General features: G+C 58.5%; 21 protein-coding genes. 5 read left to right on the top strand and 16 right to left on the bottom strand.

What is annotated here, in order from left to right; all coding sequences use genetic code 11:
* Positions 1–333: 333 nt before the first annotated feature.
* From VL688_07070 to VL688_07030, 9 genes are all read right to left on the bottom strand, one after another.
* The gene (locus VL688_07070) at positions 334–765 is read right to left on the bottom strand and encodes a response regulator (protein HTL47810.1); all 432 of its coding nucleotides are present in this window, start codon (positions 763–765) and stop codon (positions 334–336) included.
* Positions 762–2,126 (bottom strand): NAD-dependent succinate-semialdehyde dehydrogenase, encoded by a 1,365-nt coding sequence (locus VL688_07065; GenBank protein ID HTL47809.1) that lies wholly within the window; start codon positions 2,124–2,126, stop codon positions 762–764. The genes VL688_07070 and VL688_07065 overlap by 4 nt, the downstream gene beginning before the upstream one ends.
* On the bottom strand, positions 2,123–3,775 hold the full coding sequence (locus tag VL688_07060) for an acetolactate synthase large subunit (GenBank protein ID HTL47808.1): 1,653 nt from the start codon (positions 3,773–3,775) through the stop codon (positions 2,123–2,125). The genes VL688_07065 and VL688_07060 overlap by 4 nt, the downstream gene beginning before the upstream one ends.
* Positions 3,776–3,828: 53 nt before the next feature.
* Positions 3,829–4,614, bottom strand: a complete 786-nt coding sequence (locus tag VL688_07055; GenBank protein ID HTL47807.1) for an MEDS domain-containing protein — start codon at positions 4,612–4,614, stop codon at positions 3,829–3,831.
* A 240-nt stretch (positions 4,615–4,854) separates the two neighbouring features.
* Entirely contained in the window at positions 4,855–5,898 is a 1,044-nt protein-coding gene (locus VL688_07050; GenBank protein HTL47806.1) for an NAD(P)-dependent alcohol dehydrogenase, read from the bottom strand.
* A gap of 193 nt (positions 5,899–6,091) precedes the next feature.
* Positions 6,092–9,223, bottom strand: a complete 3,132-nt coding sequence (locus VL688_07045) for an efflux RND transporter permease subunit (GenBank protein ID HTL47805.1) — start codon at positions 9,221–9,223, stop codon at positions 6,092–6,094.
* Positions 9,220–10,587 carry a TolC family protein gene (locus tag VL688_07040; GenBank protein ID HTL47804.1) on the bottom strand — a complete coding sequence of 456 codons (1,368 nt, stop codon included), beginning with the start codon at positions 10,585–10,587 and terminating at the stop codon, positions 9,220–9,222. Before VL688_07040 ends, VL688_07045 begins: the two co-directional genes overlap by 4 nt.
* Entirely contained in the window at positions 10,584–11,039 is a 456-nt protein-coding gene (locus tag VL688_07035; protein ID HTL47803.1) for a MarR family transcriptional regulator, read from the bottom strand. Before VL688_07035 ends, VL688_07040 begins: the two co-directional genes overlap by 4 nt.
* A gap of 326 nt (positions 11,040–11,365) precedes the next feature.
* Positions 11,366–11,605 carry a hypothetical protein gene (locus tag VL688_07030; protein ID HTL47802.1) on the bottom strand — a complete coding sequence of 80 codons (240 nt, stop codon included), beginning with the start codon at positions 11,603–11,605 and terminating at the stop codon, positions 11,366–11,368.
* Positions 11,606–11,740: 135 nt separating this feature from the next.
* Here VL688_07030 and VL688_07025 point away from each other — a divergent pair, with 135 nt between their 5' ends.
* Positions 11,741–12,235 carry an NYN domain-containing protein gene (locus tag VL688_07025; GenBank protein HTL47801.1) on the top strand — a complete coding sequence of 165 codons (495 nt, stop codon included), beginning with the start codon at positions 11,741–11,743 and terminating at the stop codon, positions 12,233–12,235.
* Here VL688_07025 and VL688_07020 read toward each other — a convergent pair.
* From VL688_07020 to VL688_07010, 3 genes are all read right to left on the bottom strand, one after another.
* Entirely contained in the window at positions 12,232–13,968 is a 1,737-nt protein-coding gene (locus VL688_07020; GenBank protein HTL47800.1) for a hypothetical protein, read from the bottom strand. The two genes, VL688_07025 and VL688_07020, sit on opposite strands and share 4 nt — an antisense overlap.
* A gap of 177 nt (positions 13,969–14,145) precedes the next feature.
* Positions 14,146–14,457: a hypothetical protein gene (locus VL688_07015; protein HTL47799.1), complete on the bottom strand. Its 312-nt coding sequence runs from the start codon at positions 14,455–14,457 to the stop codon at positions 14,146–14,148.
* A 66-nt stretch (positions 14,458–14,523) separates the two neighbouring features.
* A complete protein-coding gene (locus VL688_07010; protein HTL47798.1) occupies positions 14,524–14,997 on the bottom strand; it encodes a DUF2231 domain-containing protein in 474 nt (157 codons plus the stop codon).
* A 344-nt stretch (positions 14,998–15,341) separates the two neighbouring features.
* On the opposite strand from VL688_07010, the gene VL688_07005 reads away from it, so the two are divergent.
* Both VL688_07005 and VL688_07000 read left to right on the top strand, forming a co-directional pair.
* On the top strand, positions 15,342–17,063 hold the full coding sequence (locus VL688_07005; GenBank protein ID HTL47797.1) for a hypothetical protein: 1,722 nt from the start codon (positions 15,342–15,344) through the stop codon (positions 17,061–17,063).
* Between the two features lie 56 nt (positions 17,064–17,119).
* Positions 17,120–18,697 (top strand): SDR family oxidoreductase, encoded by a 1,578-nt coding sequence (locus VL688_07000; protein HTL47796.1) that lies wholly within the window; start codon positions 17,120–17,122, stop codon positions 18,695–18,697.
* Between the two features lie 93 nt (positions 18,698–18,790).
* On the opposite strand, the gene VL688_06995 is transcribed toward VL688_07000, so the two are convergent.
* Together VL688_06995 and VL688_06990 are read right to left on the bottom strand one after the other, a co-directional pair.
* Positions 18,791–19,180, bottom strand: coding sequence for a peptide chain release factor-like protein (locus VL688_06995; protein ID HTL47795.1), 390 nt, complete (start codon positions 19,178–19,180; stop codon positions 18,791–18,793).
* A 122-nt stretch (positions 19,181–19,302) separates the two neighbouring features.
* The gene (locus VL688_06990) at positions 19,303–19,920 is read right to left on the bottom strand and encodes a DUF1579 domain-containing protein (protein ID HTL47794.1); all 618 of its coding nucleotides are present in this window, start codon (positions 19,918–19,920) and stop codon (positions 19,303–19,305) included.
* 452 nt (positions 19,921–20,372) lie between these two features.
* On the opposite strand from VL688_06990, the gene VL688_06985 reads away from it, so the two are divergent.
* A complete protein-coding gene (locus VL688_06985) occupies positions 20,373–20,609 on the top strand; it encodes a hypothetical protein (GenBank protein ID HTL47793.1) in 237 nt (78 codons plus the stop codon).
* On the opposite strand, the gene VL688_06980 is transcribed toward VL688_06985, so the two are convergent.
* On the bottom strand, positions 20,581–20,973 hold the full coding sequence (locus tag VL688_06980) for a MauE/DoxX family redox-associated membrane protein (protein HTL47792.1): 393 nt from the start codon (positions 20,971–20,973) through the stop codon (positions 20,581–20,583). The genes VL688_06985 and VL688_06980 overlap by 29 nt on opposite strands.
* Positions 20,974–21,094: 121 nt before the next feature.
* Here VL688_06980 and VL688_06975 point away from each other — a divergent pair, with 121 nt between their 5' ends.
* Positions 21,095–21,700 (top strand): ABC transporter substrate-binding protein, encoded by a 606-nt coding sequence (locus tag VL688_06975; GenBank protein HTL47791.1) that lies wholly within the window; start codon positions 21,095–21,097, stop codon positions 21,698–21,700.
* Between the two features lie 156 nt (positions 21,701–21,856).
* On the opposite strand, the gene VL688_06970 is transcribed toward VL688_06975, so the two are convergent.
* The gene (locus tag VL688_06970) at positions 21,857–24,265 is read right to left on the bottom strand and encodes an MMPL family transporter (protein HTL47790.1); all 2,409 of its coding nucleotides are present in this window, start codon (positions 24,263–24,265) and stop codon (positions 21,857–21,859) included.
* Between the last annotated feature and the right edge of the window lie 41 nt (positions 24,266–24,306).

Genomic DNA, 24,306 nt, shown 5'->3' with positions numbered 1-24,306 from the left:
TGTCGCGCGCATCCCTTTCTTGCCGCGGGGGGCGGTTCCCTCTTTGAAGGCGTCAGGTTTTGTTGGATCCATACACCCTACTTTGATATTTAGGTCTAAGGAAGCCCCCCCAGCCGCCTCAAACCCGGTGAACTAGCATCTTCGATCAAACCCACCTAAAGTTTAGCGACGCTTTTTAAAAGATACAAACTAACTAGCAAAAAAGTAATATCATTAAATAGTAATAACTATCATTAAATATCAATTTTTTATCCTTCGGTCGTTTAGAGGAAAGTTGGGAAAAGGAGTTCTTCGGAGAAGCGGTTAAAAAGAGGGCACGGAAGAAGGAGCCGCCTAAACGCGGACGGGATTCCCGGCTCTTTTGGAGTCGAGCCAGAATTTTCTGAGGCCCCTGACCATGCCGCATAAATCGCGGAAGCTCGAAGGTTTGATCAGATAGCAGTTCGCGCCGAGCTGGTAGCAGCGGGAAACGTTTTCGACGTAATCGGAGTTGGAGAGGACAAGCACGGGCAGCGCTTCGAAACTATTTTCCTCGCGGATCATTTTTAAAAGCGCTTCGCCGCCCATCGGAGGAAGATGAAGATCGAGCAGGATGAGATCGGGAAATGTTTTTTTCTCGAAGGGCGGCTTTCTCTTCAGATAATCCAGGACTTTTCCGCCGTCGTCAGCCAGGTCAAGCGTGCAGCCGGCCCCTTCGACCTTGAAGGCCTCTTCGATGAGCCTGGACTGCGCCGCGCTATCCTCCACGAGAAGGACATGCTTCATTTGACGTAGACCGTCTTGATGTTGACGAATTCCCGGATCCCGAAAATGCCGAGCTCGCGGCCGTAGCCGGACTGTTCGACGCCGCCGAAAGGAAGCCGCGGGTCGGACTGCACGTACGCGTTGACGCATGCGATGCCGGCCTTCAATTCGCGGGCGATGCGTTCGCCTTTTTTCACATCGCGCGTGAAGACTGCCGAGCCCAACCCGAAAACCGAATCATTGGCCGTCCGGACCGCCTCATTTTCGTCTCGCACCTTGATGACCGAGGCCACGGGGCCGAAGACTTCTTCGTCAAAGGCGGGCATGCCTTTTTTTACGTCCGCGAGCACCGTGGGCGGATAAAACGCGCCGGGGCCTTCCGGCCGCTTGCCTCCGGTCACGAGGCGCGCCCCTTTGCGCACGCTTTCCTCGACCTGGCGGTGCACGCCGTCGCGAAGGTCCAGCCGGGCCAAAGGGCCGACTTCCGTGCCCTCTTCGAGCGGATTGCCCATCTTCAGCGCTTTCATGTAATCGGCGAGCCCCTGCGTGAACGCGTCGTAGACTTTTTCTTCCACGATGAAACGCTTGGCCGCGACGCAGCTCTGTCCGGAATTGATCATCCGCGACTGGCCGCAGACAAACGCCGCTTCTTTCGGGTCCGCGTCGGCCAGGATAAGATAAGGATCGCTGCCGCCGAGTTCGAGAACGGTTTTTTTCAACATGCTTCCCGCTTTCGAGGCGACGGCCCTTCCCGCGGCTACGCTGCCGGTCAAGGTCACGGCCTTGACCGCGGGATGCTCGATGATCGCGGCCACGCCCGCATTATCGGTATGGATGTTGAGGAAGGCGCCTTCCGGAAAGCCGGCGTCGATGAAAACTTTTTCAATGGCTACCGCGCAGCCCGGAACATTGATCGCATGCTTGAGCACCATCGTGTTGCCCGCCATCATCGCGGGCGCGGCGGCGCGGAACACCTGCCAGAAGGGGAAATTCCACGGCATGACCGCCAGCACCGTGCCGAGCGGCTCGAACGCCACGTAGCTTTTGGAGGCCTCGGTTTTCACGGGTTCGGGAGAAAGGAATTTTTCGGCGTGCTCCGCGTAATAATCGCAGACGAGCGCGCATTTTTCGATTTCCTTGCGCCCCTGCGTCACGGGCTTCCCCATTTCCGCGGCGATCAGCACCGCGAGCTCCCGCGCGCCGCGCCTGAGCACCTCGCCCGCGGACTTGAAGCGCGCCGCGCGTTCGCCGAGCGAAAGCAGGCGCCAGGATTCGAAGGCCGCCGCCGCGCAGGCAAGAAGCGCCGCGCGTTCGGACGGCGTTACTTCCGGATAAACGCGGCCGGCCTCGCCGGTCGCGGGATTCACGGTGGGGGTATTCATGCGGGTTTCTTTGCCTTGCGCGCCGCGGCCAGTTTGCCCGTCAGCTTGAGATTGACGCTGGGATCCACGGGAACTTCCACGATGCAGAGCTCGCCGGACGAAACCGCTTTCTTCAGATCGCGGTGGAGCGAAGCCAGATCGCGGGGCGAATAGCAGGGAATGCCGAAACTCTCGGCGTATTTCTTGAAATCGGGATTGGTCAGGCGCGTGCCCGTCGTGCGCCCGCGGCTCATGGTCTGCTTCCAGCTGATGAGCCCGTAATCGTTGTCGTTGAAAATGAGCACGGTAAAGCCCAGCTTCAGGCGTTTCGCGGTCTCCAGCTCCTGCGAATTCATCAGGAAGCCGCCGTCGCCCATGGCCGCCACAATTTTCCGCTTCTGGCCGGTAAGCGCCGCGGCCACGGCGCCGGGAAGCGCAAAGCCCATGCTCGCCAGCCCGTTGGAGATCAGGCATCCGTTCGGCGTGTTCACGGGAAAATTGCGCGCGATCCAGAGCTTGTGGCTGCCCACGTCGCTGATGAGAAGGTCCTCGTCGGCCATGACTTCGCGAAGCACGTTCAGGACGCCGGGCACCGTGAACGGCCGGCCTTTTTTGAGCGTGTAGCTCTTGAGGTCGGCGATGATGCTCTCGCGCACGGGCACGTACCAGAAATATTCGAAGACCTTATCTTCCTTAGAAAAAAGCGCGGTCAGTTCGCGCAGCGTTGCCGCGATGTCGGCCACGATCTCGACCGCGGGCTGGTAATGCGTGTAGACCTCCGCGGCCGTGAAGTCGATGTGCACGATGGTCTTATCGTTGCGCGGGTTCCAGCGCTCGGGCGAGTATTCCGCGATGTCGTAGCCGATGGTGAGGATCAGGTCCGCGGCGTCGACCGCGTCCATCACGAGGTCGCGGAAGCCGAGGCCGATCGTGAAAAGCGACTGCGGGCTGTTGTCCGGGACAGACCCCTGCCCCATGAACGTGTTCACGTAGGGGATGTTGAATTTCTCGACGAATTTGACCAGGTGCGGCGACACCGGTTTGCGCACGGCGCCGTTGCCCGCGATGATGAGCGGACGCTTCGCCTTTTTCAGGAGGCGTACGGTTTCTTTCAGCGCCGTGTTGTCCGGGTCGGGCCGGCGCACCTTGACCACGGGGATCGGGGCCCCATCGGCCTGCATTGCCGCGACGTCTTCGGGAAGCTCGATGTGCGCGGCGCCCGGCTTCTCGCTTTCCGCGACTTTGAACGCCTTGCGCACGACCTCGGGAACCGTGTCAGGATCCGCGATCGCGGCATTCCACTTGGTGATGGGGCGGAACATGCTGACGATGTCGAGGTACTGATGGTTTTCCTTGTGCGCCCGGTGCAGGCCGGCCTGTCCCGTGATGGCGACGACCGGGCTTTTGTCCAGGTTCGCATCCGCGACACCGGTGACGAGGTTCGTGGCGCCCGGCCCGAGCGTTGCGAGGCACACGCCCGCTTTGCCCGTGAGGCGTCCCCACACGTCGGCCATGAAGGCCGCGCCCTGCTCATGGCGCGTGGCGATGAATTTGATGGTGGATTTTTCCAGCGAAAAAAGGAGGTCTTCGATTTCTTCACCCGGAAGACCGAAGACGTATTCGACGCCCTCATTCTCCAGGCACTTCACAAAAAGATCCGAAACGTTCACAGCAATTCCTTCCCGGGGGGATAAACAACGGTCTTAGAATGCTCTATTTTAGCCTAGGCAAGCATCGGTTTCAACCGCGTTAGGGCAGGAGCTCCTGTCGGCGCTTCGAGGTGATGCCGCGCCGCGTTCAGTATCTTGTCTGCAGTGAGGGGCATGTTTTTGAACAGCCAATGTTTGACCGCTTCGGCTTCCGTCATCCGGACTGTGAAATTGCGTTCGGAGACGGCCATCCGGCGAACCATGAGCGAAAGTTCAGAGCCGAGGATTTCGCGCAAAGCCTGCCCCAAGTGGTTATCAAATTGGCCGTTGTCCAGGTCCGTGACGAAATGGGAATGCGTCCTGCAGACCTGCTGGACCGCGCCGTGATACCTCTTCGGATCGAGCGCGTCCATGGCATAGGCGCAATAAAGCGAGAACCGGTAACGCGGGACGAGCTCGTTCCACAGGTCTTCGAGCGCTTCCGCTCCCTTGAGATTATCGTTTTCCGAAAGCAGGTTCACCAGTTCGCCGAAGGCGCGCATCTTGCGTTTCTTCCGGAACCCTATCGCCTGCCGTATCGCCGCACCCACGAGCGCGTCGAAGGCTTTGGCATCGGGCATGTCTCCGGACATGATTTGAGGCAGCAGGATTTCCGCGTTGTAGGCATGCCACTGCCCGCTCCCGGCCGCGGCGGCAAGATTATGGCCTTTCGCGGCAAGGGCCGAGGTACAGGCGGAGAGATGAGGACCGGTGGCAATAATCAGGACGGTTTCGCCTTTGCGGAGGCCGGCGTCGGCAAAAGACTCCAGCGCCTGGAGAAGAAAATCCTCTCCGCGGTACAGCTGCACCACGTGCCGCATGTCGCCGGAATCTTCTAAAAGTTGAGCAGGAATCAATTCTGTTTTCATGGCGATCTGAAGCCTAACAATGAGTTCTTGATGTGGAATGATTTTTTCTATTCTATTTCGAACCGCGCAAGGGTCAAGCGAAGGAAAGGAAATGGGTCATTTTCAGAGAATCCCTGACATTTTAAAGAGGCATTCGAGGAGGGAAAACGAGGTGCCGGAAAAAGACGCCTTCCCTGTTGATGCTCAGCGGAATTAAAGCGTTTTCAGGTCGATCACGAAACGGTAGCGCACGTCGCCTTTGACCGTGCGGGCGTAGGCCTCGTTGATTTTTTGGACGGGAATGACTTCGATGTCGGGCGCGATATTTTTTTTGCCGCAGTAATCGAGCATCTCCTGCGTCTCGCGGAGGCCGCCGATCAAGGAGCCCGCGATCCCGCGGCGCTTCATGATCAGCGAAAATACGTGGAACTCGGCCGGCTTTTCCGGCGCGCCGACGAGCGCGAGCGTTCCGCCGCGGCGCAGCATGTTGAGATAAGCGTCCAAGTCGTGGTTGGCGGACGCGGTGTCCAGGATGAAATCAAAACTCCCGGCCAGCGGCTCGAGCGCTTTCGGGTCTTTGGCAATCACGAAATCTTTGGCGCCGAAGCGGCGCGCGTCCGCCTCTTTGGCTTTGGAGGTGCTGAAGACCGTGACTTCCGCGCCCATCGAGGCCGCGAACTTGACGGCCATGTGCCCCAAGCCTCCAAGCCCCACGATCCCGACGCGCATGCCGGGTCCCACCTTAAAACGGCGCAGAGGCGAATAGGTCGTGATGCCCGCGCAGAGCAGCGGCGCGGCTTTATCGAGCGGGATCGACGCCGGAATTCTCAGCACGTAATCTTCGTCGACCACGATCTGCGACGAATAGCCGCCGTAAGTGGGCGTCTTGCCGTCCTGCTCGGTGCCGTTGTAGGTAAAGGAAGGATGCTTTTCGCAGAATTGCTCCTCGCCCTCCTTGCAGCTCGGGCAAGCGCGGCAAGAATCCACGAAACATCCCACGCCCACCGCGTCTCCGGCCTTGAACTTTTTCGCCTGGGCGCCCGTGCGCACCACGCGTCCCGCGATCTCGTGGCCCGGCACCATGGGGTACGTCGCGTTCCCCCATTCGTTGCGCGCCTGGTGGATGTCGGAGTGGCAGATGCCGGCATAAAGGATCTCGATCAGGACGTCGCGCGGGCCGGGCTCGCGGCGGTCGAAGGAAAAAGGAGAAAGCGGCGCGGTGGGCGAAGTGGCGGCATAACCTTTGGTCTTCAGCATCGTGAGCATGGGACACCTCCAGTAATGGGGTCTATTGTCCTCGGGAGATGCGTGGATTGCAAGAGCCGTGTTTCTTCGGGAAGCCGTTTTGCGGCGAACGCTTGCACGCTTGCATCCGGCCTCCTGCTCTCAAAACCTTGGGGACAAGTCTAAAGACCTGTCCCCGTCCATGCTCTCACGTTTAAGCAGCGGATTATTTTTTCGCGTGTAAGGGCGCGGAGGAGGGCGCGGGCGCGCCGTCTTCGGGCTTCTGATAGACCTGTTTCTCGAAACGTGAGAAAGCAAGGTAGGCGCAGGGCACGACGAAAAGAGTGAGGATCGTGGAAACGGTCACGCCGCCGATGACGGAAACGGCCATGGGCGTCATGGTTTCCGAGCCCGCGCCCCAGGAAAGCGCTTCGGGAATGGCCGCGGCGACCGTCGCGATGGACGTCATAAGGATCGGGCGCAGGCGCACCGGGCAGGCTTCGAGGAGCGCCTCGCGCGGCGCCTTGCCCTGATGGCGCTGCTCGTTGGTGAAATCCACGAGCAGGATGGAATTCTTTTTCACGATGCCCATGAGCAGGATGAGCCCGATCATGCTGTACAGGTTCATGGAATTGCGGCTGATGAAAAGCGCGGCAAAAGCGCCGGTCACGCTGAACGGCAGCGCGAGCAGCACCGTGAACGGGTGGATGAAGCTGCCGAATTGCGTGGCGAGCACCATGTAGGCCACGAAGATGCCCATGAGCAGCGCGAAGACAAGGCTCTTGAACGATTCGGCAAAAGCCTGCGAACCGCCGGAGAAAACCGCGTGGTATTCGCCTTCCAGGACTTTGTCCGACATCGTGCGCACGTAGTCGATGGCTTCCTGCTGCGAATGGCCGGCAGCGGGGTTGGCGAAAATGCTGATCGCGCGCTCGCGGTTTTTGCGGGTGATGGAAAAAAGAGACGGCTCGATGTTCGAAGTCACGACGTCGGAGAGCGGCACGACCTCGCCGTACTGGTTGCGGACCCAGATGCCTTTCACGTCGTCGGGGCTCGCGCGGTCGGCCTGGTTCAGGCGCACGCGGATGTCGTAGCGCTTGCCGTTGTTGGTGAATTTGCCGTTGCGCACGCCGCCGATCATGGCGTTGATCGTGGTGGCGATGGAAGAAACGCTCACGCCCTGCTGGGACGCCTTCGTGCGGTCCGGAAGGACGCGCAGCTCCGGCATGCCGAGCTGATAGTCGGTGTCGATGTCGGTCATCAGGCCTGACTCTTTCATCTTGTCCATGATCTGCTTGCCGTAATCCGCGAGCTTTGTCCAATCCGGGCCGCGCAGCGTGAATTCCACGGGAAAACCGCGCTGGGCCGTGAAGCCCGACTGCGACAGGTCCTGGATGATGGCGCGCTCGACGTTCGGCAGGCCGCTGAACTCTTTGCGCACGACACCCATGAATTCCTGCTGCGTCATGGGATGGCCGTTCACCTTGGGCCGGTCCTTCTTGTCTTTCATGGTGACGAACAGCATGCCCGTATTCACCTGGCCGCCGGTGAACCCGCCGATGGCGCTGTAATATTTATTGAGCGCGGGCTGCGTCATCAAAAACGCCTCGGCTTTTTTGAAGAGCGCGTCCGTCTCTTCGATGGACGTCCCGAGCGGCAGGACGAGGCGGACGAGAAAGCGGCTCTGGTCCTGCGACGGGACGAATTCTTTTTTGATGCCCTTGGTGAGCTGGAACGACAGGATGAAGACCCCCAAAGAAACCGCCAGGACCTTCTTGCGGTGATCGAGGCAAAAACGCAGGGCCTGCTCATAGCGGCGCGAGAGCGCGTGCATGCGGTCGTCCATGAATTTGCCCAGCCGCGTCGAATGGCCCACGGTCAGAAACTGCGAGCAGCGCATGGGCGCGATGGTGAGCGCTTCCAGGAGTGAAAACAGCACGGCGACGGAAATCGTGATGCCGAACTGGAAGAAAAACTTTCCGATGACGCCCTGCATGAAAATGACCGGGACGAAAATCGCAAGAATGGCGATGGACGCGGCCAGCGCCGCGAACGTGATCTGCCGGGCGCCGATGATGGCCGCTTCCTTTCGCTCGAGGCCCTGTTCGTGATAGCGGGAAATGTTTTCGAGCACCATGATGGCGTCGTCGACCACGATGCCGATGACGAGCGTCAGCCCCAGCATGGTGAACGTGTTGATCGTGAAACCCAGGAAGTAGATGATGATGAACGCGCCCATGATGGACACGGGGATCGAGAGCAGCACGTTAAAGGTCGCGCTGAAGCTGCCCAGGAATACATAGCAGACGATCGACGTGAGCAGCGCCGCGAGAACCAGGTTCATCGTGAGCGAATGCACGGACTGTTCGATGAACTTGGTGGCGTCGAAGACGACGGTCAGCTGCATGCCGTCCGGAAGCATGGGTTTCAGGGCTTCCGCCTTTTTCTTCACGGCCTCGGCGACGGACACGGCGTTCGTGCCGCGCTGCTTGATGATGCCGATGCCGATCGCGCGCTTGCCGCCGGTGCGCGAGATGCGCCGTTCGTCCGCGAGCCCGTCTTCCACCTTGCCGATGTCGCCGATGTGCAGGTCTGTCCACACGGGCCCTCCGCGTACGCGGCTGGGAATGATGAGATTTGAGAACGCCTCGGCCGTCGCGGCCTCGCCGTAGACGCGGACGTTGATCTCCTTATGGCCGGTGTCGATGTAGCCGGCGGGCAGGTCCGAGTGCTGGGTGGTGATCGCGTTCAGCACGTCTTCGACGGTCAATTCTTTTTCGCGCATCTTCGCCGCGTCCAGCCAGACGCGAAGGTTCGGGTCCACGTAGCCGCCGAGCCGGATGTCGCCCACGCCGGAAACGGTCGTGAACTGGTCTTTCAGCGTCTCGCTCACGTAATGCACAAGGTCTTTGAACGGCCTGTCGCCGGAAAGCGCGAGCCACATGATGGGCTGGTCTTCGGGATTGGTTTTCGTCACGATCGGCGGGTCGATGTCGCGGGGCAGGTTGAGCTGCGCCTGCGCGATCTTCGTCTGCACGTCCTGCAGCGCGGCGTCGATGTCGCGGTTCAGGTTCAGCTCGATCGTGATGGAGGCCTGGCCCTGCTGGGAATTGGACGTCACTTCCTTGATGCCTTCCACGCTCATGACCGCGTCTTCGATCACGTCGGTCACTTCGGTCTCCATGACTTCGGGCGCGGCGCCTTCCCACGTCACCGAGACAGTTACCACGGGAAAATCCACGTCCGGAAGCTGGCTCACGCCCAGGCGCTTGTAGCCCACCCAGCCGAACACCAGGATGCCGGCCATGAGCACCCACGCAAACACGGGATTTTTGATCGAATAATCGGAAAGCGTCACGCCGTGCCTCCGGGAACCGCCGGATGCGGCGTGTCGGTCAGCTCGCCCTTGGCGACTTCCAGTTTCCAGTAATTTTTCTTCGCGTCATAGTAAGCTTCGTTCGCGTCGCGCTGGGTTTCGAAAAGGGTCTGCAGCGCCGAAAGAACATCGATGTTCGTCACGAGCCGCTTCTGATACTCGTCCTTCTGCAGATCGAAATTTTCCTGGGCTGAATGCACGGCCTTGTCGAGCGCGCCGTAGCGCTCCATGGCGCTCTTCAGCTCCGCGTTCGCGTCCTGGATCTCCCGCTGCGCCTGCCGTTCGGTCTGCGAATAAACGAGCTTGGCCTGTTTCCACCTGCTCACGTTGTCCAGCACGTCGCCGAAGGTCGTCCCGCCTTTGCCCAGCGGCACACGCAGCGTGACGAGCGCGTCCCACGTGATGCCGGATTGAAATCCTTCGCGGTGCTCGTAGTGATTCACGTCGAGCGTCATGTCCGGCCAGAATTCGCTCTGGGCCACGATGAGCGCGCCGCGCGCGGTCGTCACGGCCTGCCGCGCGGCCTCCACGTCGGGGCGCTGATGCGCGACTTCGAACAGGTCCCAGTCCTCTTCCCCGGGTTTGATCAGCTCCTTCTCATCCTGCAGCTCCGAAGGTTCCACGGCAACCCCGGTCAAATACGCAAGCGTGTCGCGGGCCACGGCAAGATCACCCTTCGTGTCCGCGAGATCCGCCTGAAAAATTTCCAGCTGCGAACGCGCGGTGGCGGATTCGCTGGCGCGGGAACGGCCGATTTTTTCCCACTCCTTCAAGTCCGACACCCGGTCCCCATAAAGTTTGAGAATGCCGCTGATAATCTCGATGTCGCGGCTCAGTTTCAGGTAATCGTAGAAAGCATTGACCGTGTCCATGAAAAGCACCTGTTTGGAGCGCTGCCATTCGCCGATGCGCTGCTTCTTCAGGCTGCCGGCGCCGGTCAGCGCGCCGAGCGAGCGGCCGCCCTGGAAGAGCGGCTGGCTGTATTCAAAACGGTTTTCACGGCGCTGCGGCTTGGACAGCGTGGAACCGACCGAAGATCCTTCCCCTCCGCCGCCGCCCTGGGGCTCCTGCCACAAATCCGTCATCACGAAATCCACGTCGCCGATCGCTTCTCCGGTCGCTTTCAGAACAGCGGCGCGCGCACGCGCGACTTCCAGTTTCTGGATGCCGACGGTCTCGCTGCGGTTCAGCGCCATCTCGTAGCATTTCCACAGGTCAAACGAAACCGGAGGCGAGGCTTCCGCCGGAAGCACCTCGGCCGGCATCGGGGGTTTTCGCGCCATGGCCCAGGCCGAAGCGGGAAACAATCCCAAGACAAGAATGAGAACCGGAAGGCTTTTCTTCACGAACGGCACTCCTTGCTGCAAAGCGTGTCGTCGATCGTGATCGAAAAATGCGCGTAAAATTTCTCGATGATCTTCCGGTCGGAGGCGCTGAAATTTTTCAGGGTGGCCAGGAGCATGTTGAGGAATATTCCCTGCACGCAGTCGACGGTCTTGCGCCCCTTGGCGAGGATTTCCAGCAGGAAAATCCGGCGGTCATCCGGATGCGCGGCCCGGCGCAGGTACCCGCCCTTTTCCAGGCGGTCGACCAGGCTGGTCACGGCGGGCTTCGTGATGTAGAGCTTGCGGCTGATCTCGGTCATGGTCATGGCGCGCGTCGCGTGGCCGAGCTCGGTCAGGAGCGCATACTGCGGCAGCGTCAGGCCCGCGCGGTTCAGAATGCGCGTGAACATCCGGGAAAACTTCGGCTGGATGCTGCGGAACGTCGCCGTAAAATTTTGCAGGGTTTCAGGCATAAAGTTAGAACACCTAATAGTTAAATCTTTGAACTAATCGCCAAATTGTAACGGTTTTCCAGGCGCCGCGCAAGAGCGTTGTTGGTAAATTTTACGTAAACCCGCTGTGCCGCCGCATCGGAGCGGAACTGATTCGGGGTTCGGAGAAAAGAAGTTTAAAGGGGGATCGAGAGGAACGGGATCATCCGCAGAATACCCCGGGACCCTGTTATGTGCCCGGGCTCCCCGGCCGCACAGGATGCGTCACTAAGAAGCAGGCCGGAAGAGCCGGGCTTTGATCCCGGGTATTTTACGGATGATCCCTGGAAAAACAACTTCATTCTTGATCAGCTGTGCTTGAGAGAGAGAATCAGGGCGGCCATGCCTCCCAAAGTGGCTACCATGATAAAAAATCCCAGCACCATCATGAGGGCGTAACCTTGATTTTGCTTCTTGTCGTTCTTTTCTTTGCGGTTTTTCAATTCCTTCATGCTCTGGGTGCCGCCGCCTTGTGCCAGGGCCTGGCGCCGGCGCCGCTGGTCTTCCTGTTCGGCAAGCTGTTCCGCAGTGATCTCGCCTTCTGCCATACTCGCCTCCTTCATCGGAAGGACGCACGATCCTTCGATGCTGCAAAGGTAACACACGCGAAACGGGAAACCCAGGGCGCGGGGAAATAAATTTTTTACGGCGCTCCGCGGCGCGCGCGCGTGGTAGAATCGCGCATGATTTTCATCCTCGACGCCTACAATGTGATCCACAAAACGCGCTTTTCGGACTTCCTGGACAAAAATCTGCGCTCGGCCCGCGAAGCGCTCGCGGAAGCCTGCAGCCTGTTCGCGTGCGCGCGCGGCGACATCGCCCAAATCGTGCTGGTCTTCGACGGAAAATCGGAATTCGACGGCCTCCCGCAGATGAAACGGCCGAAAATCAGGACGGTTTTTTCCGAAACCGGGCAGGACGCGGACGACAAGATCGTGGAAGTGCTGGAGCGCATGCCCGACCGGGCCCTGGCGTGGGTGGTTTCAGACGACAACTTCGTGCGCAATCACGCGCGCGCTTACAAGGCGAACGTCGTGAGCGTCGAGGCATTCGAACGCCAGAGGCAGGGAAAAGCCGCGAAGAAAAAACCCCGCGGTGAGGCAGGCTCCTTCACCCTTTCCGAAGAAACCGCTCGCGAAATCACCGAGGCCTACAAGAAAGAGCTCGGCCTTTCCTAACGGGCCAGAGGTTCGTACCGCTTGATCTGCGCTTCCAGCTGGGCCTTCCATTCCGCCAGCGTGTAGAACTCCGGCGGGTCGTCCGCGCGGGCCGTGCGTTTGCGGACCCGGGTGACGAAGGTCCCGCCGATCCCCAGCCCTTCGAGGTACGTGACGTGCGCCAGCGATGCCCGGGCTTTCTCGAGCGCCCGCCGGATGGGAGGAAGCCGCGCCGGGTCGTTGTTGTTCGCATTATAAATCGGGACGAACTGATTGAAAGCCGCGATGGCTTCGTTGGATTCAGTCATGCTGGTGCCCATGCGGTGATATGCGGCCCGCATCCTGAGCCCGCCGAGGCCGTCATCGTCGATGCGCACCTGCATGGACGGCCGGTAATAATTGGGCGCGCGCGTGGTCACACGCGCAGTCGTCCGCTCGCCCATGCGGACGGTAAATTCCGTCGTGATCTCCAAATCCCCCTTCCTGCTGTTGAGCTCATCTGAGGTCACCTTCTTGAGCGAGGTCTGGTCCATGATGTAGAGATCGCCGTTGGTCATGCGGATGACGGACGAGGCGTGGCCATTCGCAGCGGCAGCGCTCTGTCTCACGCTGATGCCGCCCATCGTCAATCCCGAGCGCAGCCCGAGGACATTGCTGACCAGCGTCGCACCCACGCAGTTCATGCACAGCCGGGTTTCGCGAGCAGGGTTCTGCCCTTCGGCCGGCTGTTCGCGGCCCGCATCATAATGGAAAGTGCGGTAAATGACTTCCTGTGTGAGGAACTGCGCGACGATCAGCTCTTTGGCCGCGACCGCGTTTCTCTGTTCCGCGTTTCCAGCGGCCTTGCGCGCGGCCGCGAGATTCGTGGCAATGTCGGCAAGCAGCGCATCCAGCGACGCGTAACGGTCGGCCCTCAGGTTGGCAATGCCCACATCCGCGAGATAATTTGACGGAATGACCTGCCGTATGCGGGGCCAGAAAGCTTCCCGGTCCAGGATCCGGAACAGGCCTTCGACCACCGTGCGCTCGAGAATCGGGTTTTCGCCTTGCATGGCCGCGTCGAGGGCCGTGCCGAAACTCCGGGCGCGGGGCTTTTCTTCGCCCTTTTCTTCCATGTAAGAAATCTGGAACATTTCCGCGGGAAGCCCGGCTTCGGGATGGAGCTCCAGATAAGCTTCAGGGTCATTCGAGAATTCCACCAGCATGCGGGTTTCGTCATAAATTTCCTGGTCGTCGATCTGAGGCTCGGACGACGTGCTGACGTAAGAAATCTGTTCCGTCTCCGAAGCATCGGTAAGCGTCTCCACGCTGAGGCTTCCCTCGTCCGGAGCTTCGACACTCATGGAGTCAGGCTGTTCTTCTTCCAGCGTTTCGGCCGGCGTCGTCTCGGAGAGGCTTTGCGGCATCACCGGCTCTTGAACGGCGTCATCCGTGGGCATGCTTTCGGTGATGCCCGGAGCCGGAAGGGATTCCGCCAGAGACGGCGCCGCCGTGGGCGCATTCGCGGAGGGCGCGGCGATGCCTCCGTCATCGATCTGGAACTCGTCCGTCGTTTGCCGTGCCGCGGAAATCGAAGGCGAGGCCGCGGGCGCCGTCGGACTTTGCGGCTGCGCGTACGCGGAAGTCGTGGCCACGGGCTGCTGGTCGTTGACCCCGATGGGAACATAGTCGGCGTGAGCCGCCGGCATTCCGGTGGTCATGCAGGCCACCGCCGCGATCAAAGAGGTCATTTTAAAGAAAGGGGTTCGAAACATAGAGTTCTCCTCGTCCGGGATTTTTAAAAATCAAAACAGAGGTTCGTTCCAAGGATAAAGTCACGCCTATGAAAAGACAAGTTATTGAATGATTAAAAAATCAACAAGTTGATAGCAGAATAACATAGCTATCACAGGCATTGAGGAAAGGCGTTATAGGACGGAAAAATCCGGCGGTTAAACGGAAGGCGGTGCGTGCGGAGACTTTTGATTCGCTTCGGCGGCTTCGCGCCGTTTGTTTAAAACCGAGACCGGAACTGCATCGAGCTGGAGGCTTTCCACGTCGGCGAGAGAAATCCAGCGCGGTTTCTGCGTTTCATCGTCGGGAACGAAATAAAACGACACGGCGCTTTTAGCGGCGGTGTGGCCCGCGATCACGGTGCCGTCTTTCAGGCGCACGACTTCGGCGCGCGCAAAGCCTGGCGCGATGCACGCGAAGCAGCACAAAACGAAAACGAGGGTTTTGAAAACATTCCTGGGAAGCATCATGCCGGGTCCTGTGGATGAGGTAGTTTAGCGCGGGATAAAGCCGCCCGCAAGTTCCGGGCCGGACGGTCAGGCGACCTTGTGGAGCTCCACTTCCCCTTCGTCTTCGTCGCGCTCTTCCACGGAAACCCGTTCGACGTAAACCATTTCCCCGCCCAGCCAGGCGGAGATGATGAGAAAAACAAAGGCGCCGAGGGAAAGATAAAACGGAAGCGGCGAATAATCGGCGCGCAGGCGCAGGACGATGTTCACGCCGTAGAGCGCCATGACGATGAGGTTCATGACCAGGTGGTAGGCGCCGATTTTGGCGGCCCTCCCGTTTCTCTTGCGGATGAAAACGTAATCCACGAGCCCGGGGACCGCGGCAATGAACGCGCCGATAAGGCCCGCGATCATCGTGACGAGCGCCGTATGCCAGGCCCAGCCGAAATTGCTGAAACGGAACAGGATGTCGCAGACGACGGAGAAACTCCACATCCCCAGCGGCACCGCGATCAGCATCGGATGAATGGGATGTTTCATGAACGTGGCAGGCGTGTGCATGTTCCCTCCCGTAAATTCCCCTTCACCCTAATACGCCCGGACGCTTTTTCAAATCGGAGAAAGGAAGGATTTCCTGTCGTGAAAAAAGAGGGACTGTTTTCAGGGGCTTGCCTTTCGGGAAACCGGCCTAACGCTGCCGGTTTCCTTGGCTTTTTCGTGGGCTAACCAAGCCCGCGAAAAACCCTGGATTGCCGTACAAAAAGCTTCCCCGGAACCGACTACAGCGCCGCCCTACGAAAACTTCTTTTTTATCCTCGCCCGCGGCAGGGGTTTTTGCGCATTGGACTTATAGCCGCGGCGGCCGGCCGTCTTTAAGATGGCGTTATCCAACGGAGGAAACCGCCATGAAAAAAATCTTCACTCGATCCCTGCTTGTGTTTTCGTTTTGTCTTCTGATGCCTGCGCTTGCTCATGCGCAGGAAGCGTCTCCCAAAGAAATGGCCTTCTTTTTCCCGGGATCGGGCAGTTTTTTCATGACGGTACTTGCCGGCGTGCTGCTTGCTTTCGGCTTCCAGGCCCTGTTCACGAATCTCTCGCTCGCGCTCGGCATCACCGCGGCCGGCGACCTCCGTGAAAAAATGAACCGGCCTCCCAAAGGCCGGGAAAAACTGAAGAACTCGAAGCCTCTCAGCCAGCGCATCACCGCGGGCTTCGGCCTCTGGTCGGTCGTGACCGCGAGCATCTCGCTTTTTTTCGCCAGCTGGCTGGCCGTGAAACTCAGCCTCATGCCCGTGCAGAGCATCAGCATCGCGCTCGGCCTCGTCATCTGGGCCGGCTTTTACATGCTCATGGCCTGGCTTGAAGTGCGCTCGGCTTCGGCCATGGTCGGCGGGCTCACGCACGCCGCGGGTTCCGCTTTCCGCTCGGCTTTCGGCGCGCTCGCGCCGAAACCGGAATCGCGCATTGAAGACGCGGCCCGCAAGAGCGCTTCCGCCATCCGCGAAGAACTTTTCCAGGACTTCGACACCCAGGGTTTCGAAAAAAAGCTGAACAAGTACCTGAAAAAGCTGGAGCTGCCCTCACTCGACCCGGACAAGCTGCGCCATGAATTTTCGAAAATCCTGGAAGGCGTGGAGATCAAGGAGCTCCGCGAGCCGGATCAGGACGCCCAGCGCCAGTTCGTCGTCCACCTCGCCGAGAAAAAACCGCACCTGAGCAAGGAAAGCGTAAAAAAAATAACGCGCGCCTTTGACGAGGCACGCCGCGCGGCCGCGGAACAGCCGTCGGCACAGGGAAAAGTTTATGCCGCATTTGAGAGCCTGGCCCCCGGGACCGCGGAAAAAGCCCGGGAGTATGAGCACAAAATCGAGGAATACCTGCGCAGCACGCGGCTCGAACAGCTGGACCCGCAGCGGATCAAGCAGGATATCGACCATATCATCCACGAGCCGCAAAGCACCAAGCAGGTGCTGATGAACTTCCTCAAGACGCTCGATGAAGGGCACCTGGTCTCCGCGATCGCCGAGCGCCACGACATCGACCGGGAGCAGCTGCAAAAAGCGGTCAATACCGTCAAAAGCGTGATGAGCGAGCTGCGCCATCAGATCGAGGAAGAGCCCGAACCGTTCCAGGGCAACGGCGGCAATGGCGGCAAAAGCATCAGGCAGCAGGCCGCGCAGTCCGTGGAAGAGACGAAGAAACATTTCGAGTCCAAAATCGCGTCGTTCCTGGATTCCCTGGAAAGACCGGAATTCGATTACGAGGACATCAAGGCCGATCTCGTGGAAATGCTGCACGACCCCAAAAGCTCGATCCAGATCCTGCGGGACAGGTTGTCCCGCTATGACCGCAATTCCGTGGTCACGCTTCTTTCGTCGAACGAGCACATCTCCCCGGAGCAGGCGGAAAAAATCGTCTCGAAAATTGAGGAAGCCCGGCGCACCGCGATCCAGCGCGCGGAAGAGCTCGAGATGGCCGTGAAGGAAAAACTGGAAGACGCGCGCCAGACGGTGATCGAAGAAGCCGAGCGCGCGCGTTCCGCGGCCGCTGCCGCGGCGTGGTGGATGTTCGCGTCCGCGCTCATCTCCGGCGGCGCCGCCGTGGCCGGAAGCATGCTGGCGATCTGACGGGAGGGCCGGGTTTGTCCTTTTTTCCGCTGCGGTTTTGAGGCATAATACGCCCAATGCCCGACAATTCTGATCCTTCCGTCAATCCCGAAAAACCGCAGGCTACGGCACGGCTTTCCCCCGAAGAATTCGAAGCCTGTCTGCGCGCGCTCGAAGCCATGGCTGCGGACCCGGCCAGCATGGCATCCATCTCGCAGCAGGACCGCATTCGCCTGATGAAGGCGGCGGGCAGTCTTGCCCATCCGGTGATCGAAGACCAGCGGCGCACGGCGCGCGCCTCCCGGAAGCTGCGCAACCAGAAGCGCAAGGAGCACGACTGGGCGGTGCGTGACACGACGGGCATCCGCCGGGCCCGCCAGCGGACCGTCTTCGAAGCGCCCAAGGAAATCGAGGCGCCGGAGGATCATGCCGCGGAATTCCTGCGCTCTCGCCAGTGTTATACCTGCAAGGTCCGCTTCACGAAGGTGCATTTTTTCTATGACGCCATGTGCGTGGACTGCGGCGACCTTAATTATAAGAAGCGCTTCCAGTCGGCGCCTCTGGACGGTCGCACTGCCCTCGTCACCGGCGGACGCATCAAGATCGGCTATCAGACCTCGCTGAAACTCCTGCGTGCGGGCGCGAAAACGATCGTGACCACGCGTTTCCCCAATGACTCGGCCCTGCGTTTTTCGCGCGAGGAAGATTTCGGCGTCTGGAAGAACCGGCTGCAGATTCACGGGCTCGACCTGCGTCATTCGCCGAGCGTGGAGATGTTCGCGCGCTATCTTTTGAACACCGAAGAACGGCTCGACGTCATCATCAACAACGCGGCGCAGACCGTGCGCAAGCCGCCCGGGTTTTACCGCCATCTGATGGAATGGGAGGCCAAGCACGTCGACGAGCTTCCGTCCGAATTGCGCCCGCTTTTGAAAGCTCACGAAAACTGCATCCACGCGCTCGAGGCTAAGCTCCTGCCGCTCCAGCAGGAAAATCTGGAAAACACGCTGCTGAAAACCTGGCCGGGCAAAAGCCCCGCCATCGGCATCCGCGCGTCCGCGAAGCTGGCCATGGTGCCATACGATTTCGACGAGGAAACGCAGTCGACCCTGGAAGTTTTTCCGGAAGGAAAGCTGGACGCGGATCTGCAGCAGAAAGACCTGCGGCAGATCAATACCTGGCGCCTGGCGCTGGCCGACGTGGCCACGCCGGAAATGCTGGAAGTGCATCTGGTGAACGCGGTCGCGCCGTTCATTCTCGCGGCCAAGTTGAAGCCGCTCATGATGCGCCATTCCACGGGCGAACAGCACATCGTCAACGCGTCCGCCATGGAAGGCAAATTCAACCGCTACACGAAAACCGACAAGCACCCTCACACGAACATGGCGAAAGCCGCGCTCAACATGATGACGTGGACATCCGCGCGTGATTACGTGAAAAACGGAATCCATATGAACGCGGTGGACACGGGATGGGTGACGGATGAAGATCCGGCGCATCTTTCCGAAGCCAAGAAGGAAATGCATGACTTCGAGCCGCCGCTCGACATCGTGGACGGCGCCGCGCGCCTGCTCGACCCGCTGTTCGATGGACTGCTGACGGGCCGGCACGTCTGGGGAAAATTTCTCAAGGACTACAAACCGACCGAGTGGTGATTCCCACCGCAAACGCTATGCTTGCAACAGGCCTCCTGCACTCGCTGCCTTGGGGACAGGGCTAAAGACCTGTCCCCGTCCATGCTCACCGGTTTAATCTTCTTCGACTCGCCTGCGGTACTCTTTTTTCCTGCCGTGAAATTTCTTGGCCGCGAGCATTTTATCTTTGGCTGCTTTCGAACGCCGGCGGTTCTGCCGTTTGATCTTGGCGAGACGGCGGGTTTCTTTTTCTTTGCGCTCGCGCTCCCGCCTTTCGATTCTTTCCACGAGGATGCGCCGCGCGGCCTCACGGTTCATCGCCTGCGAACGTTCCTGCTGGCATTTGATCAGGATGCCGCTGGGCGCGTGCCTGAGCACCACGCACGTCGCCACCTTGTTGACGTTCTGGCCTCCGGGACCGCCGGACGCGACAAAGGATTCTTCGAGGTCCGCTTCTTTAATTCCGAGCCGCTCCATAGCCTGCGCCAAGGTCTCGCGCTTCATGAAATCCCTCCCGCGGTTCAACCGGTTTCCCTGGGATTGACGGCCGGGATCCCGGACTTCCTGAACAAAAAAACGCCGGGCTTTTGGCCCGGCGTTTTTAGAACGCTCCCGCTCCGCGGCGCTCAGGCGCGCGTATAATCGATTTGCATGGCCTTGAATTCCTTGCCGTCCTTGCCCTTCTGATACATCTCGTACTTATAGTTGTTGTCGTCGACGATCGTCGTGACGGCGCGGTAATCTTTGTCCGTCTCGCCGGTCATGGGGCAGGAAAATTTGCCTTCTTCGCTGAACGACTTCGTGGCGTCATCGTATTTCATCGTGGACTTCATCATGCCGGTCGCCACACTGTCCAGCCACACGGCGCTGTATTCCTTTTTCATGTTGTCGTAGCCGGTGAGAGACAGGCCTTCGAAAGGCTTGCCCATGAAATCGCCTTTGAAGTGCTGCTCCACGAAGCGCCCGTCCAGGATCCATTTCCCTTCGGCTTCGCCTTCGGAAGTCTGCACCGGCGCGTCCGCGGCCATCTGCCATGACGTCTTCACTTTGAATTTTCCGACCAGCGCGTTGAGCTTCTGATGATTTTCGTTTGGCGTGGTCATCTCGGTCATGCGGGCCATGTCTTCGGCCGTCACGCCCGGAGGAAGCGCCGCTCCGCCCTGAGCCGGCGGGTTGTCGGCGAAAGACAGGCCGGGCAGGATAAACAGGGACAGAATGAGGGCGATCGAGAAAACTTTCTTCATGGCGTTCTCCTTGGGTTAGGTTGCGGGCCGATTGTATTCAACGGGCCGCGCCAAGTCTAGAGAATCATCAAAAGCGGAGACATCGGGAAAAGGCGGGTTTGCGGGTCGGGTAAAAAATGACGCCGGATAAAAGCGTGCTCACTCGACTTGGAGAAGTCCGGCAGGATGTAAAGCCAGGATAAAAAAAATAAGGGGTTAGCCCATGAACCAGGTAAGGCCGCCCATCATCGTGTCCGTGAACCAGCGGAGCGTCGAAAACACGATCAGGAACGGCAGAACGCGGTACAGCCAAATGCGCTTCATACTTCCTCCTTTGTTCGTATTAAATGTACCACAACTCCGCCCCTGCGCCAACCTCCCCGCGATCACAAGCGATTACGTCCTCTCCCGATAGAAAGAGAGATCCGCCGGGATTAGGATGGCCGTGTTCTTATTAATTAAAGGAGTCTCTTATGAGCCGAAAAACCAAACACCCTGACGACAAGACCGGAAAAGACACGATCCGTTTCACCCTGGGTGACGAACCGGGAGACGGCCGAGGCAAGCCCGAACCTCATGACGTGAGCCCTCAGGCCATGAACCGCCGCGGCCGGGAAAAAAAGAACGTGATGCAGCCCGGAGGCAAAGACGCGCTGCGCGGTTACGAGCGGGACAAACTCGTCAGCCCTGAGGCGGACGATTCTCTTTGAGCGCGGCCGCATAGACCCAGAACATGAAGAGCCCCTGGAACGGCAGACGCCCCCACGCCACCCAGGAAGGAATGCGCGGGAAAATCTCCGGATGAAGCGCGATGTGCGCGTTGGCGGGAAGGACAGCCAGCAAAAGCAAAAGGAGTCCCCAGGCCGCAGGACGCCGGGTGCTTTCGAAAAGGACCATGGCGCCGAACGCCATTTCTAAGGCGCCGCTGAGAAACACCATGAAACGGTGGAAAGGGATGTAAGGCGGCATGATCTGGAGATAAAATTCCGGATCCCAGAAATGACCGGCGCCCGCCGCGATAAAAAAAACGGCGAGCACGATGCGGGAAAGAGGCTTTTTGTTTCCGGGAGGCATTGCGGGATTTTAACCGTCTCCGTCCGCTCCATCCACTCTTTTCTCAGAGAGGTGCGGGTCAAAGCACTTGAAATTATCTCCCGGGGAGCATAAAGTGTTGCTTCAACTTTGGGAGGCTCAAATGCGTTTTTCCTTTTTTGGGATCGTCGTTCTTGCCGCGTTCTTTTCCGCCGCTCGTCCGGTTTCCGCCCAGGCCCCGGGGGCCCAGCAGATCGTCGAAGATTTCCTGACCTCGATCCGCAGCATGGAATTTCCCCCCAAGGACGAAGCCGCCCAGAAGCCGATCGTGGACAAAGCCAATTCGCTGCTCGACCTGGAAGCCATGAGCAAAAAGGCGCTGGACGCGCATTGGGATTCCCTCACGCCCGAACAGCGGCAGTCTTTCCTGGGCCTCATGGGCCAGCTCATCGAGCACGTGGCCTATCCCAAAAGCCGCCGCTTCATGGGCAATTACCAGATCACTTATCCTTCGGTCACGCCCGACGAGACGGGCACGCGCGTCCAAAGCATCATCAAGCAGGAAGAACAGGGGCTGGATGCCGAAGTCATTTATCACATTTCCCAGGCCGGTAAGATCGACGACGTTTTTCTGGACGGCGTCAGCATTACCGAAGACCTGAAATACCAGTTCGACAAGATCATCAGCGAGAAGCAGTTCGACGGCCTGATCGAGACGATGCAAAAAAGGCTCGCGGACGCTAAAAATCCCCAGACTCCGGCTGCCTGATATCCAAAAGAAAATCCAGTTCCCCTCATTCGATCGGGATGAAATTGCCCGGATCGCACACCGCTATGCAGGCTTCATTCTTCCCGGATGCTCCCCCGCGCGGGTCCCAACCATGGGAATCGATTCCCGAATTTCGCGCGGGGCCGGAAATTTAAATCAGGATTCGCCTTCGCGGTGAAAAAGGTGCTTGTATCGCAGTTCAAAAAAACCGAGGAGGGCGGGCAGGAATATTACGGAAGCTAAAAGACAGCTTGAAAAACCTATGACTCCGAGCTTACCCATGCTTGCCATGCCGCGGTGCGTGGCGAACATGATGCCGGTAAAAGCCGCGATGCTCGTGCCGGAGGCAAGGAGCACTCCTTTAAACGAGGTTCGGATTGTTTCGAGGAAACTCTCGTCTTTCCTGCGGTTGTACCAGTCAAAAATATAAATGCCGTTGTCGATGCCGTGGCCCAAAATGCTCGGCATGATGACCATGTTGAAAAAATTAAATTTGAAGCCTGTTATTCCCATCATGCCGACCATCCACAACCCCGCGAGCGCCAAAGGAACGTGCACCCAAAGCGTGTGGTCAAGCCGGCGGAAATGAAGCAGGACCAAAAAGAAAACAACGAACGTGCTGATACCGATCGCAATCGGCGTGTCTTTTTCGATCAGCATCAAAATGTCGGCATAAATAAGCGGTTCGCCTGCAAGCTTGACGCCCGGAGGCTTGGGAAAATCCCGGGCCTCCTGCACAAATTTTTTCGCTTTTTCCCCGTTTAAAATCCGCACCGCGGGATACACAAACACCGCGGAAATAACCCCATCATGGCCTTCGTATTGATTCACAATCCCGTCGGGCAGGTCTTTAATCACGAAAGGCTGGGGCGCGAGCTGTGCCCGCAGGTCGTCTATTTTTTGCCGTTTTTCTTCATCCAGATTTTTCAAAATCGCCTTGCGGCTTTCGATCATTTGGTTGATTTCACCGAGGACTTTTATTTTTTGCTCCTGATCGTGCGGCACATGCGAAGTAATGGCCGCGGCAAAATCGAAGAAAGTGCCGGGATGGCTGTCGATGTAGCGATTGAGATCATCGGCAAGTTTTCCGGCAACCTCGCGGTTGGGCGTGATGTAAACAACAGGCGTAAGGTGCACGCCGAAATGCATGCCGACTTTTTCGGCAAGGTCGACTGAATCGTCTTTTTTCGCGCGCAAATCCATAAAGTTGTAGTTAAACCCGACCTTTGGGATTTGCGTGAGCGAAAAGAACGAAAAAAGAACGCCGCCCAGAACAATCGTGAGCAGGAGCGGTTTGGAAACGCGCATTTCCTTGAAAAGCGACCAGCGCTTCATCGGAAAATATTTTTCAATGAGCACAATCAAGGCGGGCTCGACAAACAAAATAATGACAAACGAAATCATGATGCCTACGCCCGCGATAAACCCAAAATGGCGGAACCCCTCGAATTGGCTGATCATGAGGGAATAAAACACAACGGCGGTCGTCCACATGCTGGCCCACATCGGGCTCCAAAGCTGGGCAAACGCGAGCTCAATCGCTTTTTCAACATTCCCTTCTTCGGTTTTCAGGTTTTGTTCAAAAGTGACCAGAAAGTGCAGGCTGTAATCGCTTTCCATGCCGAACAAAATCGCGGCCAAAAATGCCGTAATCAAGTTGAGATAGCCGATCGTAAGTTCCGTAAAGCCCCAAACCCAAACCGTTCCCAAAGTGAGCGGTAAATAGACATAGGCGAGCGACCGCAGGTTCGGGAACGCAAGCAGATTAATGATCACAAGAAGCGCGGTCACGATCAGGCCCGTCATGTGGATGTCGTGGTGGATCGTGAGGTATTCTTCGTAGCGCGTGCGGTAAGGCCCGGTGAGGCCGAGCGACGCCGGTTTCTTCAGCTGTTTTTGGACTTCGGCAAAACCCGCGCGCGCCTCGGCAAAAAGCAGTTCGGTTTTATTGAAGTCACTCACAGGATGCTTGGGCTTGATCAGGATGACCTGCATGTACGATTCCTGGTCCTTGGCCGAAAACCCGCCGATCCTCGAAACCTTTTCTTCAAGCTCGAGGCCCTCATCCACCTTGGGCTCTTTTTCATCCAGGAGGTCCACATACAACGGATTGTTCTTGCGGCGGTAATAACCGAGCAGGTCGCTGATATTGCTTTTTAATTTTTCAACGCTTTTGAGGTTTAAGAAAAGCAGCTTGCGGTTCGCAAATTCGGGGACGTTCGTGCGGTTGTCGACAAACTCGACCTGCTGGAAATGGGCAGCCTTTTCGCTGAAAAGATTTGTGGCATCAAGCGCGGTTTTTTCATCCTTCGATTCAATCACCGCGATAAGAAAACTTGTGCCGCCCACGTGACTCATCAGTTCTTCGAGATTCACGATGCTGGGATGGCTGTCGGGCAGAAGATCCATGAAATTGGCGTGGAGCTTGAGCCTGGCAGCCACGGGCACGAGTGCCGCCGTGGAAACGGCGAAAAAAATCAAGATGCCAAGCGGGTATCTGCAGACAAACCGCGCAAAGGCCTTGCCGAAATTATTTTGGGTGCTGGGAAGAGAGGATTTTGCCATGAATTTAGGCAGACAGGTTAGCGTTTCCGGCCCAAAGATTC

The sequence above is a fragment of the Verrucomicrobiia bacterium genome, from assembly GCA_035495615.1.
GTDB lineage: Bacteria > Omnitrophota > Omnitrophia > Omnitrophales > Aquincolibacteriaceae > DATJFP01.
Note: the sequence above shows the minus strand (reverse complement) of the source record. Positions and strands in the feature narration are given on the sequence as shown.